General features: G+C 71.0%; 18 protein-coding genes. 7 read left to right on the top strand and 11 right to left on the bottom strand.

The window, feature by feature from the left end:
* Window positions 1–541: 541 nt before the first annotated feature.
* Genes ligA through ACGFX9_RS17305 form a run of 4 tightly spaced genes read right to left on the bottom strand, consistent with a single transcriptional unit; the run spans window position 542 to window position 5,014 of the window.
* The gene (ligA, locus tag ACGFX9_RS17320; protein WP_393471864.1) at window positions 542–2,725 is read right to left on the bottom strand and encodes an NAD-dependent DNA ligase LigA; all 2,184 of its coding nucleotides are present in this window, start codon (window positions 2,723–2,725) and stop codon (window positions 542–544) included.
* 30 nt (window positions 2,726–2,755) lie between these two features.
* Window positions 2,756–3,751, bottom strand: coding sequence for a methionine synthase (locus ACGFX9_RS17315; protein WP_393471860.1), 996 nt, complete (start codon window positions 3,749–3,751; stop codon window positions 2,756–2,758).
* A complete protein-coding gene (locus ACGFX9_RS17310) occupies window positions 3,748–4,437 on the bottom strand; it encodes an SDR family oxidoreductase (protein WP_393471857.1) in 690 nt (229 codons plus the stop codon). The genes ACGFX9_RS17315 and ACGFX9_RS17310 overlap by 4 nt, the downstream gene beginning before the upstream one ends.
* Before the next feature lie 31 nt (window positions 4,438–4,468).
* Window positions 4,469–5,014, bottom strand: coding sequence for a TIGR00730 family Rossman fold protein (locus ACGFX9_RS17305; RefSeq protein ID WP_393471854.1), 546 nt, complete (start codon window positions 5,012–5,014; stop codon window positions 4,469–4,471).
* Between the two features lie 58 nt (window positions 5,015–5,072).
* Here ACGFX9_RS17305 and ACGFX9_RS17300 point away from each other — a divergent pair, with 58 nt between their 5' ends.
* Window positions 5,073–5,399: a DUF427 domain-containing protein gene (locus ACGFX9_RS17300; protein ID WP_393471851.1), complete on the top strand. Its 327-nt coding sequence runs from the start codon at window positions 5,073–5,075 to the stop codon at window positions 5,397–5,399.
* A gap of 29 nt (window positions 5,400–5,428) precedes the next feature.
* Here ACGFX9_RS17300 and mnmA read toward each other — a convergent pair whose 3' ends face one another.
* The gene (gene mnmA, locus ACGFX9_RS17295; protein WP_393471848.1) at window positions 5,429–6,565 is read right to left on the bottom strand and encodes a tRNA 2-thiouridine(34) synthase MnmA; all 1,137 of its coding nucleotides are present in this window, start codon (window positions 6,563–6,565) and stop codon (window positions 5,429–5,431) included.
* 61 nt (window positions 6,566–6,626) lie between these two features.
* Here mnmA and ACGFX9_RS17290 point away from each other — a divergent pair, with 61 nt between their 5' ends.
* The gene (locus tag ACGFX9_RS17290) at window positions 6,627–7,304 is read left to right on the top strand and encodes an N-acetylmuramoyl-L-alanine amidase (protein WP_393471846.1); all 678 of its coding nucleotides are present in this window, start codon (window positions 6,627–6,629) and stop codon (window positions 7,302–7,304) included.
* Between the two features lie 5 nt (window positions 7,305–7,309).
* On the opposite strand, the gene ACGFX9_RS17285 is transcribed toward ACGFX9_RS17290, so the two are convergent.
* The 4 genes from ACGFX9_RS17285 to ACGFX9_RS17270 form a co-directional block, all read right to left on the bottom strand.
* A complete protein-coding gene (locus tag ACGFX9_RS17285; protein WP_393471843.1) occupies window positions 7,310–8,599 on the bottom strand; it encodes a cytochrome P450 in 1,290 nt (429 codons plus the stop codon).
* 220 nt (window positions 8,600–8,819) lie between these two features.
* Window positions 8,820–9,983: a cysteine desulfurase family protein gene (locus ACGFX9_RS17280; RefSeq protein WP_393471840.1), complete on the bottom strand. Its 1,164-nt coding sequence runs from the start codon at window positions 9,981–9,983 to the stop codon at window positions 8,820–8,822.
* Between the two features lie 48 nt (window positions 9,984–10,031).
* Window positions 10,032–10,250, bottom strand: coding sequence for a DUF4190 domain-containing protein (locus ACGFX9_RS17275; protein ID WP_393472502.1), 219 nt, complete (start codon window positions 10,248–10,250; stop codon window positions 10,032–10,034).
* 199 nt (window positions 10,251–10,449) lie between these two features.
* On the bottom strand, window positions 10,450–10,605 hold the full coding sequence (locus tag ACGFX9_RS17270) for a hypothetical protein (RefSeq protein ID WP_393471836.1): 156 nt from the start codon (window positions 10,603–10,605) through the stop codon (window positions 10,450–10,452).
* Window positions 10,606–10,745: 140 nt separating this feature from the next.
* Between ACGFX9_RS17270 and ACGFX9_RS17265 the strand changes: the two genes are divergently transcribed.
* Together ACGFX9_RS17265 and ACGFX9_RS17260 are read left to right on the top strand one after the other, a co-directional pair.
* Window positions 10,746–11,369, top strand: a complete 624-nt coding sequence (locus tag ACGFX9_RS17265; protein ID WP_393471833.1) for a TetR family transcriptional regulator — start codon at window positions 10,746–10,748, stop codon at window positions 11,367–11,369.
* Window positions 11,370–11,445: 76 nt separating this feature from the next.
* Window positions 11,446–12,288, top strand: a complete 843-nt coding sequence (locus ACGFX9_RS17260; protein ID WP_393471830.1) for an alpha/beta fold hydrolase — start codon at window positions 11,446–11,448, stop codon at window positions 12,286–12,288.
* Here the strand turns inward: ACGFX9_RS17260 and ACGFX9_RS17255 are convergent.
* Window positions 12,248–13,237 carry a helix-turn-helix transcriptional regulator gene (locus ACGFX9_RS17255; RefSeq protein WP_393471827.1) on the bottom strand — a complete coding sequence of 330 codons (990 nt, stop codon included), beginning with the start codon at window positions 13,235–13,237 and terminating at the stop codon, window positions 12,248–12,250. The genes ACGFX9_RS17260 and ACGFX9_RS17255 overlap by 41 nt on opposite strands.
* 87 nt (window positions 13,238–13,324) lie before the next feature.
* Here ACGFX9_RS17255 and ACGFX9_RS17250 point away from each other — a divergent pair, with 87 nt between their 5' ends.
* The 3 genes from ACGFX9_RS17250 (at window position 13,325) to ACGFX9_RS17240 (ending at window position 15,956) form a co-directional block, all read left to right on the top strand.
* A complete protein-coding gene (locus ACGFX9_RS17250) occupies window positions 13,325–14,230 on the top strand; it encodes a LysR substrate-binding domain-containing protein (RefSeq protein WP_393471824.1) in 906 nt (301 codons plus the stop codon).
* Between the two features lie 113 nt (window positions 14,231–14,343).
* Window positions 14,344–14,913: a cysteine dioxygenase gene (locus tag ACGFX9_RS17245; protein ID WP_393471822.1), complete on the top strand. Its 570-nt coding sequence runs from the start codon at window positions 14,344–14,346 to the stop codon at window positions 14,911–14,913.
* Window positions 14,913–15,956 (top strand): YeiH family protein, encoded by a 1,044-nt coding sequence (locus ACGFX9_RS17240; RefSeq protein ID WP_393471820.1) that lies wholly within the window; start codon window positions 14,913–14,915, stop codon window positions 15,954–15,956. Before ACGFX9_RS17245 ends, ACGFX9_RS17240 begins: the two co-directional genes overlap by 1 nt.
* 150 nt (window positions 15,957–16,106) lie before the next feature.
* Here ACGFX9_RS17240 and ACGFX9_RS17235 read toward each other — a convergent pair whose 3' ends face one another.
* The gene (locus tag ACGFX9_RS17235) at window positions 16,107–16,976 is read right to left on the bottom strand and encodes a thioesterase family protein (RefSeq protein WP_393471817.1); all 870 of its coding nucleotides are present in this window, start codon (window positions 16,974–16,976) and stop codon (window positions 16,107–16,109) included.
* Window positions 16,977–16,989 lie beyond the last annotated feature (13 nt).

Raw genomic sequence — 16,989 nt, 5'->3', positions numbered from 1 at the left:
CCGCGCCAGAGGCGTCGGGGCCGCCCTTCCGCGGACGCTTTGGCGGGGCCGTTCCCTGCGGTGTCCCTGCCGCCGGTGGCCGCTCCGGCGGCGGTCTCCTGCGTGCCGTACGCGCCGACGGTGCTCCATGCCCGTTCGCGTCGCTCGACGGCGGTGCTCGGGGCGGTGGCGCGCGCGGCCTCTGCTTCGCGTGACTCCTGTGCCGCTCCGCGTCCGCTGAGCCACGCGGCCGGCCCGCGCCGCAGGCGCGCGCGCAGCCGGGAGTCCGGGGCGGCGCTCTCGGTCGGTTCCATTCCCGTCCCTCTCACAGCCGGCTGTGCCCGCACCACGCGGACTCGGTCCAGAAGTCAGCCGCGTCTGGAAGTCCTTCCCCGGCTCTCGATGAGCAGGGGATACCCCAATCGCAGCGGGGCACGGCAGGCGCACTCCTCAACAGTAGGCCGCAGAAGGCTTCTACGGGCAGCGGTCCACAACGGTTGCCCGAATGCGACCCGGCCACCCTTATGCCTCTGGTATGCGCTGAACGGGTGGCCTTCAACCGCTACTCCTCGGTCGGAAGCGCGACTTCCTTCGCCGCGTCAGGCCCCTGTTCCAGCAGGACGGCGAAGCCTTCCTCGTTCAGAACCGGAACCTTCAGCTGCATCGCCTTGTCGTACTTGGAGCCGGGGTTGTCGCCCACGACCACGAATGCCGTCTTCTTGGAAACGGAACCGGTCACCTTCGCACCCTGGCTCTGGAGCGCCTCTTTTGCGCCATCCCGCGTGTGGTGTTCGAGCGTTCCGGTCACGACGACGGTGAGGCCTTCGAGCGGCCGCGGCCCTTCGTCCTGGCCCCCTCCTTCTTCCTCCATACGGACCCCGGCCGCCCGCCACTTGCGCAGGATCTCCCGGTGCCACTCCTCCTCGAACCACTGCTTGAGGGAGGCGGCGATGGTCGGGCCCACTCCCTCGACGGCGGCAAGCTCCTCCTCCGTGGCCTGCTCGATCCGGTCGATGGACCGGAACTCACGGGCGAGCGCCACCGCGGCGACGGGGCCGACATGGCGGATGGACAGGCCGGTGATGACCCGCGCGAGCGGGCGCTCCTTGGCCGCCGCGATGTTCTCCAGCATGGACACGGCGTTCTTCCTGGCCTCGCCCTGCTGGTTGGCGAAGACCGTGGCGACCTTCTCCTCGCCCGTCTTGGGGTCGCGCTTGGGCAGGCCGCTGTCCTGATCCAGTACGTACGCCTTGATGGGAAGGAGGCGCTCGATGGTGAGGTCGAAGATGTCGCCTTCGTCCAGGATCGGCGGCTCTGACGGCTCAAGCGGCTTGGTGAGCGCGGCAGCCGCCACGTATCCGAAGTTCTCGATGTCCAGGCTCTTGCGGCCCGCGAGGTAGAACAGGCGCTCGCGCAACTGGGCGGGGCACGACTGGGCGTTGGGGCAGCGGAGGTCGATGTCGCCCTCCTTCATCGGCCGCAGCGCCGTCCCGCATTCGGGGCACTCGGCGGGCATCTCGAACTCCCGCTCGGTGCCGTCGCGCAGGTCGACGACGGGGCCGAGGATCTCCGGGATGACGTCGCCGGCCTTGCGCAGGACGACCGTGTCCCCGATGAAGACGCCCTTCTTCTTCACCACGTCCTGGTTGTGCAGGGTCGCGAACTCGACCTCGGATCCGGCGACGGTGACGGGCTCCACCTGGGCGTACGGAGTGACGCGGCCGGTGCGGCCGACGCCCACGCGGATGTTGACCAGCTTGGTGTTGACCTCCTCGGGCGCGTACTTCCAGGCGATCGCCCAGCGCGGGGCGCGCGAGGTCGAACCGAGGCGGCCCTGGAGCGGGATCTCGTCCAGCTTCACGACGACGCCGTCGATCTCGTGCTCCACGGAGTGGCGGTTCTCCCCGAAGTACGTGATGAACTCCCGTACGCCGTCGAGCCCTTGGACCACCTTGTTGTGCAGGGCGGTGGGCAGGCCCCAGGTCTTGAGGAGTTCATAGGCGTGGCTGAGGCAGTCGATGTCGAAGCCCTCGCGGGCGCCGATGCCGTGCACCACCATGTGCAGCGGGCGGGTCGCGGTGACGCGCGGATCCTTCTGGCGCAGTGAACCGGCCGCCGCGTTGCGCGGGTTGGCGAAGGGCTTGTCGCCGGCCTCCACCAGGCGGGCGTTGAGCTCCTCGAACTTCTCCATGGGGAAGAAGACCTCGCCGCGGATCTCGACGAGGGCGGGGATGTTGTCGCCCTTGAGGCGGTCCGGGATGTCCGCGATCGTGCGGACGTTCGGTGTGATGTCCTCACCGGCGCGGCCGTCGCCGCGGGTGGCCGCGCGGGTGAGCTTGCCGTCCTCGTACGTGAGGTTCACGGCGAGGCCGTCGACCTTCAGCTCGCACAGGAAGTGATGGTCGCCGGTGCCGACTTCCTTGGCGACGCGCTCGGCCCAGGCGGCGAGCTCCGCGTCGTCGAAGGCGTTGTCGAGCGACAGCATGCGCTCGCGGTGCTCGACCGAGGTGAACTCGGTCTCGTACGCCCCGGAGACCTTCTGGGTCGGCGAGTCGGGCGTACGCAGCTCGCTGTACTCCTCCTCCAGGGCTTCGAGCGAGCGAAGGAGCTTGTCGAACTCGGCGTCGCTGACGACCGGTTGGTCGTTCACGTAGTACCGGAAGCGGTGCTCCTCGATCTGTTCGGCCAGCTGGGCGTGCTGATCCCGTGCCTCGGCGGGCACAGAGCCTTGCTGTTCGACAGCCACCGTTACATCCTCCCGTTACGTCATACCCAATTACTCAGGGTTGTCCGCGAGTGATCTCGCCGCCCGGGCGCAGTGGGCGAGCACCGCGCGGGCGTACGCCGGGGAAGCCCCCGCGAGTCCGCACGACGGAGTGACCACGACCGACTCCGCGAGAGACCCCGGATTCAGCCCCAGCCTGCGCCACAACGTCCTGACACCCATGACGCTACCGGCAGGGTCTGACAATGGGCCGTCCACGCCGGCCGCGACACCGGCGAAGAGCTTGGTGCCCGACTCGACGGCCTCACCGATCACGTCGTCGTCACGCTCGGTGAGCAGCGAGAAGTCGAACGAGACGGCGTCCGCCCCGGCGCGGCGCAGCAGCGCGAAGGGCACGTCCGGCGCGCAGGAGTGGACCACCACGGGGCCGTCGTGGACGCCCCGGACCTCCCGCAGGGTGCTCTCCACGAGCTGGCGGTCCACGGCGCGGTGGGTGCGGTACTCGCTCGCGGTCTTGATGTGCCCGCGCAGGACGCCGACGAGCGAGGGCTCGTCGAGCTGGAGCACGATCCGCGCGCCGGGGATCCGGCGGCGCAGGTCCGCGAGGTGGGTGCGCAGACCCTCGGCGAGCGAACCGGCCAGGTCACGGCAGGCGCCGGGGTCGGAGAGCGCGGCCTCGCCGTTCTTCAGCTCCAGGGCGGCGGCCAGGGTCCACGGCCCGACGGCCTGCACCTTGACCGGCCCTTCGTACCCCTGGGTGAACTCCTCCAGGGCGTCGAGGTCTTCGCCGAGCCAGGCCTTCGCGCGGCGCGTGTCCCGTCCTGGCCGGTCGCCGATGCGCCAGCCGCTGGGCTCCACGCGCGCGTAGAGCTCGGCGAGCATTCCCGCGGTCCGCCCGATCATGTCGGCGCCGGGACCGCGCGCGGGCAGCTCGGCCAGGTACGGGAAGTCGTCGAAGCTGCCGGTGACGGTCTTCGCGGCCTCGCGGGCGTCGCCGCCGGGCATGGACCCGATGCCGGTGGCGGGGCCGAAACTGAACGCGCTCACCGTCCGGGCCGCACCGTCAGGTCGTTGACCTCCGCGTCACGCGGCAGGTCGAGGGCCATCACGATCGTCGTGGCGACCGACTCCGGATCGATGAAGCGGGAGGGGTCGTACGTCTTGCCCTCCTGCTGGTGCACCTTGGCCTGCATGGCGCTCGCCGTGCGCCCCGGATAGACCGAGGTGACACGGACGCCGTTCGCGTGCTCCTCGGCCCGCAGGGCGTCGGCCAGGGCCTTGAGGCCGTGCTTGGAGGCGGCGTAGGCGGACCAGTCGGCGTGGGCGCTCAGGCCCGCGCCGGAGTTGACGAAGACCACGTGCCCCTGGGCGACGCGGAGTTGGGGCAGGAAGTGGCGGGTCAGCTCGGCGGGGGCGATGAGGTTGACGTTGAGCTGGTGACGCCATGACTTGGGGGTGAGGTCGCCGACCCGGCCCAGGTCGACGACGCCCGCGATGTGCAGCAGGGAGTCGACGCGGTCGGGCAGCGTCTGGTGGCCGAACGCCCAGGAGAGCTTGTCCGGGTCCGAGAGGTCACCTACGAGCGTGTCCGAGCCGGGGAACTGCGCCGCGAGTTCCTTGGCCCGGCCCGCGTCCCGTGCGTGCAGGACGAGTGCGTCGCCTCGTGCGTGGAGGCGGCGGGCGACGGCCGCGCCGATGCCGGAGCCGGCCCCAGTGATCACATGTGTTGCCATGCGTCCATCGTCGCACTCCGGCAGGCGCAGGTCAGCGCGTGCCCATCGACTCTTCGAGGTACGCGAGGGCGCCGACTGCCTCTTCGGCGAAGAAGACGAGATCGGTCAGCGGGAGCGGCAGGAAGCCCTCGTCCTCCATGCGGCGGAACTGCTCCTTCAAGCCGTCGTAGAACCCCGCCGAGTTGAGCAGGACCACCGGCTTGGTGTGCTTGCCGTGCTTCTTCAGTTCGAGGATCTCCGTGGCCTCGTCCAGCGTGCCGGTCCCGCCGACCATGATCACGATCGCGTCGGACTTCTCCAGGAGCAGCGCCTTGCGCTCGGCGAGGTCGCCCGCGATCACCATCTCGTCGGGCGGCGAGACGACCCTGGCCTTGGCGGCGAGGAAGTCCACCGAAACGCCGACGAGCCCCCCGCCGGCCTCGTGCACACCATCGGCCACGACCTTCATCAGGCCGCTCTCCGAACCGCCCCACACCAGCGTGTGGCCGCCCTTGCCGAGCAGTTCGGCGAACTCGCGGGCGGGGCGGGTGTAGCGCTCGGGGAGGTCGGCGGCGGAGAGGAAGACACAGATGTTCATGCGCCCACGGTACGGTCCGCCTCCGACAATGGGACGACCCACCCAGAAGGGCGTGACCATGACCGCAGGACACAAGATCACCGTCGAACAGGGCACCGACCACGTACGCGTGGTCCGGGACGGCCAGGTCGTCGCGGAGAGCAGCCGCCCGCTGCTGCTGCGCGAGACGGGCTACCCGGTGCGCTACTACCTCCCCCCGGAGGACGTGCGCACCGACCTCCTGACCCCCTCCGGCACGACGTCGTACTGCCCGTTCAAGGGAACGGCCTCGTACTGGTCGCTGCCGGACGCCGAGGACACGGTGTGGGGATACCCCGAGCCGAAGGACGCGGTGGCGCAGATCAAGGACCACTTCTGCTTCTACGAAGTAGAAGCAGTGGAGTAGCGGCAGCGGAGCGGAGACGGCGGGCGGGCCTAGGCCGCCGCCGTCGCCCTCTCCGTGGTCGCGATCGTCGCCGAGCCCACCACGCGTGTGCCGTCGTAGAGCACGACCGCCTGGCCGGGGGCCACGCCGCGGACGGGCTCGTCGAAGGTGACCCGCAGCTCCGAGCCGTCGACCAGCTCCGCGCGCACCGGCGTCTCGTCGCCGTGCGCCCGCAGCTGCGCCGTGTACGTGCCGGGGCCCGCGGGGGCCGTGCCGCACCAGCGGGGCTTGATGGCCGTCAGGGCCGTGACGTCCAGGGCGTCCACCGGGCCGACCGTCACGGTGTTGTTCACCGGGGAGATGTCCAGGACGTAGCGCGGCTTGCCGTCGGGGGCCGGGGTGCCGATCCGCAGGCCCTTGCGCTGGCCGATGGTGTAGCCGAAGGCGCCCTCGTGGGTGCCCAGCTTGTTGCCCTCGGCGTCGACGATGTCGCCCTCCGCCTTGCCCAGGCGGGAGGCGAGGAAGCCTTGCGTGTCGCCGTCTGCGATGAAGCAGATGTCGTGGCTGTCGGGCTTCTTGGCCACGGCGAGGCCGCGCTGCTCGGCCTCCGCGCGGATCTCCTCCTTGGTGGTGAGCGTGTCACCGAGGGGGAACATCGCGTGGGCGAGCTGGCGGTCGTCCAGGACCCCGAGGACGTAGCTCTGGTCCTTGGCCATGTCCGATGCGCGGTGCAGCTCGCGGGAGCCGTCCTCGTGGACGATCACCTTGGCGTAGTGGCCGGTCACCACCGCGTCGAAGCCGAGCGCGAGTGCCTTGTCCAGGAGCGCGGCGAACTTGATCTTCTCGTTGCAGCGCAGGCACGGGTTGGGGGTGCGCCCCGCCTCGTACTCGGCGATGAAGTCATCGACCACGTCCTCGCGGAACCGCTCGGCCAGGTCCCAGACGTAGAACGGGATGCCGATGACGTCCGCGGCGCGGCGGGCGTCGCGTGAGTCCTCGATGGTGCAGCAGCCTCGCGCGCCCGTGCGGAACGACTGCGGGTTCGCCGAAAGTGCCAGGTGCACTCCGGTCACGTCGTGCCCTGCTTCGGCGGCACGCGCGGCGGCGACGGCGGAGTCCACGCCGCCCGACATGGCGGCGAGTACGCGAAGGGGGCGGGGGCGCTGCGGGGTCCGGTTCTCAGTCATAGCTCTAACAGGGTACGGGCCCGCGGGAACCAGCCGCCCGTGAGTAAGCGTTGACGATCACATGGGGGAAGAACTGGACTCGACGGCGGAGCAGGAGCGGGGGCGCCGGGGCGTCAACCGGCGGACGCTTCTGATCGGCGGCGCCGCGGCGGCCGTCGGCACGGCGGTGCTCGCCTCGGACGAGCTGAGCCGCCTGTGGTGGCGGATTCCCGGCGTCGTCAAGAAGCGCAAGGAGGGCGCGGTCGACGCCCGGGGCGCGCAGTGGACAGCCGCGTCCGACTACAACTGGCGGCGCGCGGACCGGCCCGATGACTACGAGATAGACCGCGTCATCATCCATGTCGTCCAGGGCGGGTACGCGACGGCGCTGCGGGTGTTCAAGGACCCGGCGCACGGCGCGGCGGCCCATTACGTGGTGCGCAAGGACGGACACATCGCCCAGATGATCCGCGAACTGGACGTGGCGTTCCACGCGGGGAACAAGAGCTACAACGAACGGAGCATCGGCATCGAGCACGAGGGCTTCGTCGACAAGAAGTCCTCGTTCACCGACGCCATGTACGAGGCGTCGGCGCGGCTCACCGCCGGAATCTGCAAGCGGTACGACATGCCGGTGGACCGCGAGCACATCATCGGGCACGTGGAGGTGCCGGGCACGGACCACACGGACCCCGGGCCGCACTGGGACTGGGACCGGTACATACGGCTCGTACGGAAGGCCCGCACAGCCCTCGGGTGACCGCTCTACCGAAGGTGCACCGGCAGCGACTCCACCCCGTACACGATCGACAGCTTGCGGAAGGCGAGCTCATCGGGGTCGACCGCGAGCCGCATCCGCGGGAAGCGCTTGACGAGGGCCGGGTAGGCGGCGCGCAGTTCCATGCGGGCCAGTTCGGCGCCGATGCAGCGGTGGATGCCGTAGCCGAACGCGAGGTGTCCCGATGCCTTGCGGTGGGGGTCGAAGCCGCCGCCGTCGGGGGTGTACTTGGCGTCGCGGTTGCCGCCGCTCAGGGAGCACAGGACCAGGTCGCCCTTGGGTATGCGCACCCCGGCTATCTCGATGTCCTCGCGGGCGAACCGCGGGAAGGCCACCTGCACGACGGTGAGGTAGCGCAGCGCCTCCTCGACGAAGGGGGCGGCGGCCGCGTCGTCCTCGCGCAGCCGCGCGGCGGTCTCCGGGCCTTGCAGGAGCAGCAGGGAGCCGAGGGCCAGCATGCTCGCGGTGGTCTCGAAGCCGCCAGTGAGGACGCCGTCGGCGAGACCGGCGAGCTCCTCGTCGTCGACCGTGTCGCCGTGCTCCTTCACGATCATGCCGAGCAGTCCGTCACCCGGGTTCTCGCGCTGCTTCTTGACGACGTCCCTGAAATAGGAGAGCGAGGCGGATATGGCACCGAAGGGAGCGGTCGCCCCGCCGAAGAGGTCGAAGCGCTCCATGGCCAACTGCTGGAAGTCATGGCGGTCCTCGTACGGCACGCCGAGCAGCTCGCAGATGGTCAGCGAGGGGATCGGCAGCGCGAAGGCCTGGACGAGGTCGACGGGGCCTTCGGCGGCCTCCATCGCGTCGAGCCGTTCCTCGACGATGGCCTCGATCCGGGGCGTGAGGCGGCGCAGCCTGCGCATCGTGAACTCGGGGGTGAGGATGCGGCGCAGATGCGTGTGGACCGGGGGGTCGCTGAAGCCGAGGCCGCCGGGGTGGTGGTCGTCGACCACACCGGCGTTGCCCGTGAGGTTCGTGAAGTCGTTGCTGAAGCCGTCGGTGGCACCGAGGACGGCCTTGACCTCGTCGTATCCGGTGACCACCCAGGCGTCCATGCCGAACGGCAGCGGCACCTTGGAGATCGGCTGCTCCGCCTGGTTCTCGGTGAGCCGCGCCACCGGGTCGAGGCCGTCGCGGCGCATCGGCGCGAGCAGGGGCTCGGGGAGCCGCGATATCGCGGAGGCGCTGATCCCGTTCTTCTGCATCCGGGAGAGATATACGCGCCCGAGCCGCGCGGCGATGCGAGAGCGGAGGTTCGCCTTCAATGTGAACTCCATCAGGGGGTTGTCGTGCGGCCCCGAACGCGCGGAGCGGACTCGCGAGCGGCAAGCATAGATCGGTGGCCTGTGGGCCTCGTAGCCTCATCCGTCGCCAGGCCACCCGTAAGCACCGCAAACCGGCATGAACGCGAACCGGAAGTGACCTGACCCACTGCCGAACCCGAACCCGAACCCGGACCCGGTACCGGACCCGGACCCGGCTCGCGCGAGGCCGCCCTCAGCTCAGCCCCGCCGTCCGCGCCCGTTCCACCGCCGGGCCGATCGCCTGGGCCACCGCTTCCACATCCGCCTTGGTCGACGTATGGCCGAGGGAGAAGCGGAGCGTGCCGCGGGCCAGGTCCGGGTCGGTTCCGGTGGCGAGCAGGACGTGGCTCGGCTGGGCCACGCCCGCCGTGCACGCCGAGCCGGTGGAGCACTCGATGCCCTGGGCGTCGAGCAGCAGCAGGAGGGAGTCCCCCTCACAGCCGGGGAAGGTGAAGTGCGCGTTGGCGGGCAGCCGGCCGTCCGGATCCCCGCCCAGGATCGCGCCGGGCACCGCGGCGCGCACGGCGGCGACCAGATCGTCCCGCAGCGCCCCGATCTCGCGGGCGAACCACTCGCGCTGCCCGGCGGCATGGAGCCCCGCCACGGCGAACGCGGCGATCGCGGGCACGTCGAGCGTCCCGGAGCGCACATGACGCTCCTGCCCGCCGCCGTGCAGGACGGGCACGGGGCTGTACTCGCGCCCGAGCAGCAGCGCCCCGATGCCGTACGGACCACCGATCTTGTGTCCGGAGACGGTCATCGCGGCGAGCCCGGACGCGCCGAAGTCGACGGGCACCTGGCCGAAGGCCTGCACCGCGTCGGCGTGCAGCGGGACATCGAACTCCCGCGCCACCTCGGCCAGTTCGGTGATCGGCTGGAGGGTGCCGATCTCGTTGTTGGCCCACATGACGGTGGCGAGGGCGACGTCGTCGGGGTCGCGCTCGATCGCCTCGCGCAGCGCTTGGGGGTGCACGCGGCCGTAGGAGTCGACGGGGAGGTACTCGACGGTGGCGCCCTCGTGTTCGCCGAGCCAGTGCACGGCGTCCAGGACGGCGTGGTGCTCGACGGGGCTCGCGAGCACCCGGGTCCGCGCCGGGTCGGCGTCACGCCGCGCCCAGTACAGGCCCTTGACGGCGAGGTTGTCCGCCTCGGTGCCGCCCGCGGTGAAGACGGTCTCGCTGGGGCGCGCGCCGAGTGACTCGGCGAGCGCCTCGCGGGCCTCCTCGACGGTGCGTCGCGCCCGGCGCCCCGCGGCGTGCAGTGAGGAGGCGTTGCCGGTGACGGAGAGCTGGGCGGTCATCGCCGCGATCGCCTCCGGGAGCATCGGAGTGGTCGCTGCGTGGTCGAGGTAGGCCATGGTGGGCACGATTCTACGAGCCCCGCACGGCCCCGCGTCCAAGCGGTGTCAGCCCGCGAGACCCCACGACACGGTGTTGTCCATCGACATGAGTACGGCGAGGACGACGAGGTCGGCCACACCGAGCCCGAGCCCGAGGACCGCACGGCCCTTTCGGCTGGTCCCGCGCATGAGCGCGATGCTCGCGAGGACGATCGCGATCGGGCCGAGGAAGAGGTTCAGGACGAGCAGTCCGAGCAGGCCGAGGACGAACGCGGCCACGGCCATGCCGTCGGTGTCGCGCCGACCGGTGGGCACCGGGGCGGCGGCCTCGGTGGCTTCAGCGGCCTGAGGTGTCCGAGTGGCCTCGGGGACTTCGGGGGCCTCGGTGTCGTGGCCGGAAGCGCTGCGGGTCTTGGTGAGAGTGAGGGTCATGGTGCGACTCCTTGCAGGTGTCGTACGGATCAGCGGATCAGTGGTGACGCGCTCAGGAGTGGTGGCGCGCGTTCCGCTCGCGGATCGCGAACACCACGAGCCAGGTGCCGATGACGGCGGCTGCGACGAGGCTGACGGAGAGCGGCGCGTGGGCCACGGCGCCCAGGACGACGCCGAGCAGAAGAAGGGCGGCGACGAGGAACAGCATGGATGCCTCTCAGTCTCGGTAAGACGGTCATCTCAGGAAGGAAGTTCGGTGAACGCTTGTGGTTACAAGTGTTCACTGACTTAGAAGTCTACTCCCTCTCTCGCTTTCCAATCCCGGAGAACAGTTGTTAACTGGATGGCATGAGTCACACTCTCGGCATCCGGCAGGCCCAGAAGCAGAAAACCCGGCAGGCACTCCTCGACGCGGCGCTCCAGCTGCTTGAGGAGCAGAGCCTGAGCAGCCTGGGCCTGCGCGAGGTCACCCGTGCCGTGGGCGTGGCCCCCACCGCCTTCTACCGCCACTTCCGTGACATGGGCGATCTGGGCGTGGCCCTGGTAGAGGAGGCGCTCGACAGCCTGCACACCACGCTCGTCTCACTCCTCGCGGCGACCGGCGACGGCGAGGAACGCATCGCGGCCACGGTCGAGTTGATCGTCGCCTATGTGCGTACGCACCCCGCGCACGTCCGCTTCATCGCGCGCGAGCAGCACGGCGGAGTGCAGGCGGTGCGGGCGGCGATAGGCGATCAACTCGACCTGTTCGCGCAGGAGGTGAAGGGGCAGTTCGCCCAGGAGCCCGAGTCGGCGGGCTGGGACGAGGACGACCTCCTGATGCTGGCGGGGATGTACGTCGCCCACATGGTGATGACCGCGTCCGCCCTCCTGGGGACGACCCCCGAGGCCGAGGCGCAGGTGGCGGCAAGGGCGCGCAGGCAGCTGCGCCTGGTGTCGCTCGGTCGGCATCACTGGCTGGACGGACAGTAGCGGCGCCACAGGCCACCGCGAGCGGCACCACGACAACCGCTCGACTCCCCCGTAAGGAGCTACTAACCTTACGGTCATGACGACCGACCGCGACTGGACGCTCGACCAGACCTTCACCGGCTCCACCGGCGCCGTCCGCTGGGCGGCCCTGGGCCCCGAGGACGCACCGCCCGTCATCCTGGTCCACGGGACGCCCTTCTCCTCGTACGTCTGGCGGGGGGTCGCCCGCGCGCTCTCCCGCGAACACCGTGTGTACGTATGGGACTTGCCCGGGTACGGCGCATCGGAGATGCGGGCCGGGCAGGACGTGTCGCTGGCCGCGCAGGCCCGCGTCCTGACCGAGCTCATCGACCACTGGGGCCTCGACCGGCCCGCTGTCGTCGCCCACGACTTCGGCGGCTGCGTCGCCCTGCGCGCGAACCTCCTGCACGGCGCCCGCTACGACCGCCTCGCCCTGGTCGACCCGGTGGCGCTCGCCCCCTGGGGCTCCCCCACGTACCGCCTGCTCGGCGCGCACGCCGACGTGTTCACCCAGCTGCCGCCCGCGCTGCACGAGGCACTGGTGCGCGAGTACGTCAGCTCGGCGAGCCACCGCGGACTGCACCCGGCGGTGCTCGACCGCCTGGTCGAACCCTGGTGCAGCGAGGAGGGAAGGCCCGCGTTCTACCGGCAGATCGAACAGAACGACCAGCGATTCACCGATGAAGTCCAGCCCCTGTACGGGGAGTTGGAGGCGCCCGTGCTGATCTGCTGGGGCACGGACGACACCTGGATCCCGGTGGAACGCGGCCACGAACTCGCCAAGCTGATCCCCGGCGCCGAGCTGCGCCTGATCGAGGGCGCGGGACACCTCGTACAAGAAGACGCGCCCGCCGAGCTCACCGGCGAGCTGAGCCGCTTTCTGCGTACAGGACGGTGACCGCGGCGGCTGCACGCGCCAGCTCGGCGCGCACATCGGACGGCGAGAGCACCTCGACGGCGTCGGCGAACGGGAGCAGTGTGCGGGCGTCTCCGACAGCGTTGAACCCGAGCCGGACAGTGATCCACTCGCTCTCTCCGTCGTCCTCGGGACGTGCGCTGAGAAATTGGCCCTTGAGACGCAGGAACTGCGCGAAACGGTCACGCGCGACCCGCGCCGTCACGTCGACGCCGACCGGACGGTCCTCGACCTGACGCTTCAGGACGCCCCAGACGTCGGCGAGTTCGATCCCGGGCCGACGCTGCACGGGCAGGTCCGTGAGGGTCGCCAGCTGCACGCGGTCGGCGCGGAAGAGCCGCGGGGTGCCGTGCCGGTCCGCGACCAGATACCAGACGCCCGCCTTCGATACGAGGCCGTAGGGGTCGACGGTGTACGTCTTCGGCTCCGCGTCGCCGCTGTGCCGGTAGCGCAGCCGCAGCCTCCGGTCGCTGAACACCGCGTCCTGCAGTACGTCGAGGTCGACGGGGACCGGGATCGACCCGGGGGCCCCGGGCATCCAGCGCGCCGAGTCGACCAGGATGCGGCGGCTGGCCAGCTCGGCGGCCGGGCGGTGCGGTGCGGGCAGGGCGGCCATGACCTTGCGCAGCGCTGAGCCGAGCGCCTGGTCGAGCCCCAGCGCGGCATGCGCGCCCTGCGCGGCCAGGATGAACAGCGCCCGCGACTCGTCCGCGGTGAGCCCCGTGACGTCCGTGCGGAAGCCGGGCAGGAGCGCGATGCCGCCGTGCCTGCCGCGCTCGGCGTACACCGGGATGCCGGAGGCGGAGAGGGCCTCGATGTCGCGGTAGATGGTGCGTACGGAGACTTCGAGCCGGTCGGCGAGTTCGTGGGCCGGTACCTGTGCGCGGGTCTGGAGCAGCAGCAGGATCGAGAGGAGCCGGTCGGATTTCACGCAGCCAAGGATGACGCCCGCCGCCCCGAGCGGGGAGGCGGGGAAGCGGCCTGTCGTCCCTCTCCCGGTCCTGTTTATGATTCAGGCGTGTTCGATTCCCGGCACATCAGGTCATTCCATGAAGTGGTCCGCACCGGTTCCTACTCCGCCGCCGCCCGCTCGCTCGGCTATACACAACCGGCGATCACCCAGCAGATGAAGGCGCTCGAACGGTCCGTCGGCACGGTCCTGTTCACCCGGGTCGGCCGCACCATGCGGCTGACCGAGGCGGGCGAGGCGCTGTCCCGGCACGCGGGGATCATCCTCGGTGACATCGACGCGGCCCAGCAGCAGATGAACGCCATCACGGGTCTGCGCACCGGGCGCGTGCGCATCTGCGCCTTTCCCAGCGCCAACGCCACCCTCATCCCCGAGGCCCTGGCCCGGCTCGCGGCGAGCCATCCCGGCGTGCGCGTCGAGCTCCAGGAGAACGAGCCGCCCGAGTCGCTCCAGCGGCTTGTGGACGGCGGCTGCGACATCACGCTCGCCTTCCACTACCCCGGCCTGCACGAGGACGTGCCGGACGAGGTGGTCGAAATTCCGCTTATGGAAGACCAGTTGACGGTGCTCATGCCGTCGCGCCATCCGCTGGCCCGGCGCCGGTCCGTCAAGCTCATCGATCTCGCCGGGGAGCGGTGGATCGCGGGCTGTCTGCGCTGCCGCGCCAACTTCCTGCACGAATGCGCCGAGCAGGGCTTCGCGCCGGACATCGCCTTCACCACGGACGACAACCTCGTCATCCAGAGCCTGGTCGCCGAGGGCCTCGGGATCGCGATGATGCCGGGGCTCGTCCTCAACTTCCTGCGCCACCGGGAGGTGACGGGGCGGGCGCTCGACCCGGCGTCGCGCAGGCAGGTCTCGGCGTACGCGCTCCGGGAGCACCTGCGGATACCCGCGACGGCGCTGGTGCTCGAGGAGTTGAAGGCGGTGGCGGCGAACAGGGTGGGCTGCTGAGGCCCCGGTTCGCTCCCCGGCCCACCTGTTGTCCCGCATCCATAAGCGGAAGTTGGGGCAGGGCTTAGAAACTGTCGTTGGACGTGATGGATGGGCGGCAGGACGCTGCCTTTATGAGTGCCTCCACCACCGCGTACCGCGCGGCCCGAACCACCGGCCGGCTCGACACCCTCGTCGCCGGCGTCCGCGAGGTCGTCGGCCGGGGCCTTCCGCCGGACCTGACCGCGTATCTGGTCGGCGAACGGCTCGCGCCGCACCTGGGCGCGGCCGATCTGCTCACCGACGAGCAGTGCGAGGGCGACCCCGCGCGCTACCGGCAGCATCTGCTGCACGCCGAGCACGACGGCAGCTTCTCGGTGGTCGGCCTTGTCTGGCTGCCGGGCCAGCGCACGTCCGTCCACGACCACGTCTCGTGGTGCGTGACCGGGGTCCACGAGGGCGCGGAGCACGAGCGGCGCTACCGGCTGATACCGGCGGCGGGCGGCGCCCCGGCACGGCTCGTCGCTTCGGATGACCTGGTCAACCGCCAGGGCGAGGTGTGCGGGTTCGCGCCGCCCGGGGACATCCACCGGGTCTGGAACGCCGGTACGGAGCGGGCGATCTCGCTCCATGTGTACGGCGCCGACATCTCACGCCTCGGCACCAGCGTGCGCCGGGTGTACGAACTCCCGGCCGCCCGCTGATGGCGCTCCTCGGCCAGCGTCCGCGCCTCGCCACGGCGCCTCCTCCCGGCCCCCGCCCACTGCCGGGGCTCGCCCTCGCGGCCCTCGGTGTCATGGCGGCGTGGGTGACGCACGCACTGGTCCCGGCCGTGCCGATGCTCACGGCGGCGGTGGTCCTCGGCCTGGCGGCGGCGCATGTGCCGGGCGTGCGGGCCGTCGTACGGGGGCGGGCCAAGGCGGGGCTTTCGCTGGCCGGGAAGCGGCTGATGCGGCTCGGCGTCGTCCTGCTCGGCCTGAAACTGAGCCTGGACGACGTGCTCGGCCTCGGCTGGGCGACGGTCGCGATGGTGCTCGGGGTGGTCGCGGCGACGTTCTTCGGTACGTGGTGGCTCGGCCGCCGGATGGGCCTGCCCGGCGACCAGCCACTGCTGATCGCCACGGGGTACGCGATCTGCGGGGCGTCGGCGATCGGCGCGGTGAGCGAGGTGAGCGAGAGCGAGGAGCGGGACGCGGCGGTGTCGGTGGCCCTCGTGACGCTGTGCGGCACGCTGGCCATCGCCGTACTTCCGCTCCTCCAGGGGCCGTTGGGCCTGAGCGACGTGGAGTTCGGCCGGTGGGCCGGGGCGAGTGTGCACGACGTGGGCCAGGTGGTGGCGACCGCGCAGACCGCGGGGGCGGGGGCGCTGGGCGACGCGGTCCTGGTGAAGCTGATGCGGGTGGCGGTACTGGCTCCGCTGGTGGCGGCGGTGGCACTGTCCCTGCGGGCGAGGTCCGCGGCGCGCGGGGCGGGGACGACGGGGAAGCGGCCGCCGGTGCTGCCGCTGTTCGTGGCGGGGTTCATGGGGATGGTCGCGGTACGAAGCACGGGCTGGGTACCGGATTCCGCCCTGGCCGTGACAGCCCACGCCCAGGAACTACTCCTGGCAGCGGCGCTGTTCGGCCTGGGCACGGCGGTGGACCTGCCCACGCTCACCCGAACGGGCGGGAGGACGGCGGCACTTGGGCTGAGCGCGTGGGTGGTGGTGGCGGGGGTGTCGTACCTGGGCGTCATGGTGACGGCCTAGGCGGCACGGTGACCAGCCGCGCGGCACCAGGAGGGGCCTGTCCGTCGCCGACCCGGCGGACAGGCCCCTGGCTGGTGGGCCCACTCATTACCTCTGCGCTGCGGGGTAATCGGGTGGGTGGGCGGGAGAGATCCGTCGCGAAGCGGCGGTTCAGGAAAGGCGGACCCTCGCCAGTTGGCGGGACTGGGCGACCAGGCGGTCCTCCGCGTCCCAGACCTCCGCGTCCTCCTCCAGGAAGCCTCCCGCGAGGTTTCGCGTGGTGATCGAGACCCGCAGGGGGCCCGCTGCGGGCCTCGCCCGTACGTGGACCGTCAGCTCCACCGTGGGGACCCAGCCGGAGAGGCCGATCTCGAAGGCCGTGGGCGGCAGCGCGTCCACCGCAAGCAGCAGCGACAGCGGGTCCGCGTCGCGCCCGTCCGCGAGGCCGAACCAGGCCCGCATCTCCCCCTTGCCGGAGGGCTTACCGAGGGCCCACCCCAGGGTGGAGGGGTCCAGCTTCAGGAAGAGGCGGTCACTGATGGCCGAACTGCCGGGCACCGGGCGGTGGTCCGGCGCGTCCTGCGGGCCGAAGCACTGATCGACCGGCGGCAGCTCCGGCGGCTTGGCCGAGGTCCGCACGTCATCGGGGAGCCCCGCGAGATCACCGTACGAGGCGAGCACACGGATCCGCTCGACCTCGCGCCCCTCCTCGTCGTACTGGAAGAGCGAGGCCTGCCCGGTGGAGAGCGTCCGGCCGCCGCGCACCGTGTCCGTGCGGATGACGGCGGGGCCTGGATGCGACGCCGTCAGGTAGTGCGCGGAGATCGTGAAGGGGTCGCAGTGCGGGAGGGCGTCGGCGAGCGCGCGGCCGATGACCGCGAGGAGATAACCGCCGTTGACGGCGTTGATGATCGTCCAGCCCGCGGAGAGCTCGATGTCGTAGACGCCGGGCTCCCGCCGGGTGACCGCGGTGTCGCGGTCGAACTCGCTGTCGCCGATGCTCGCACGCACCGCTGCCGGTATGGATGTCGCCTCTGCCATGCCAGCAACGTAC

Source organism: Streptomyces sp. NPDC048436, from assembly GCF_043200355.1.
Lineage (GTDB): Bacteria > Actinomycetota > Actinomycetes > Streptomycetales > Streptomycetaceae > Streptomyces.
Note: the sequence above shows the minus strand (reverse complement) of the source record. Positions and strands in the feature narration are given on the sequence as shown.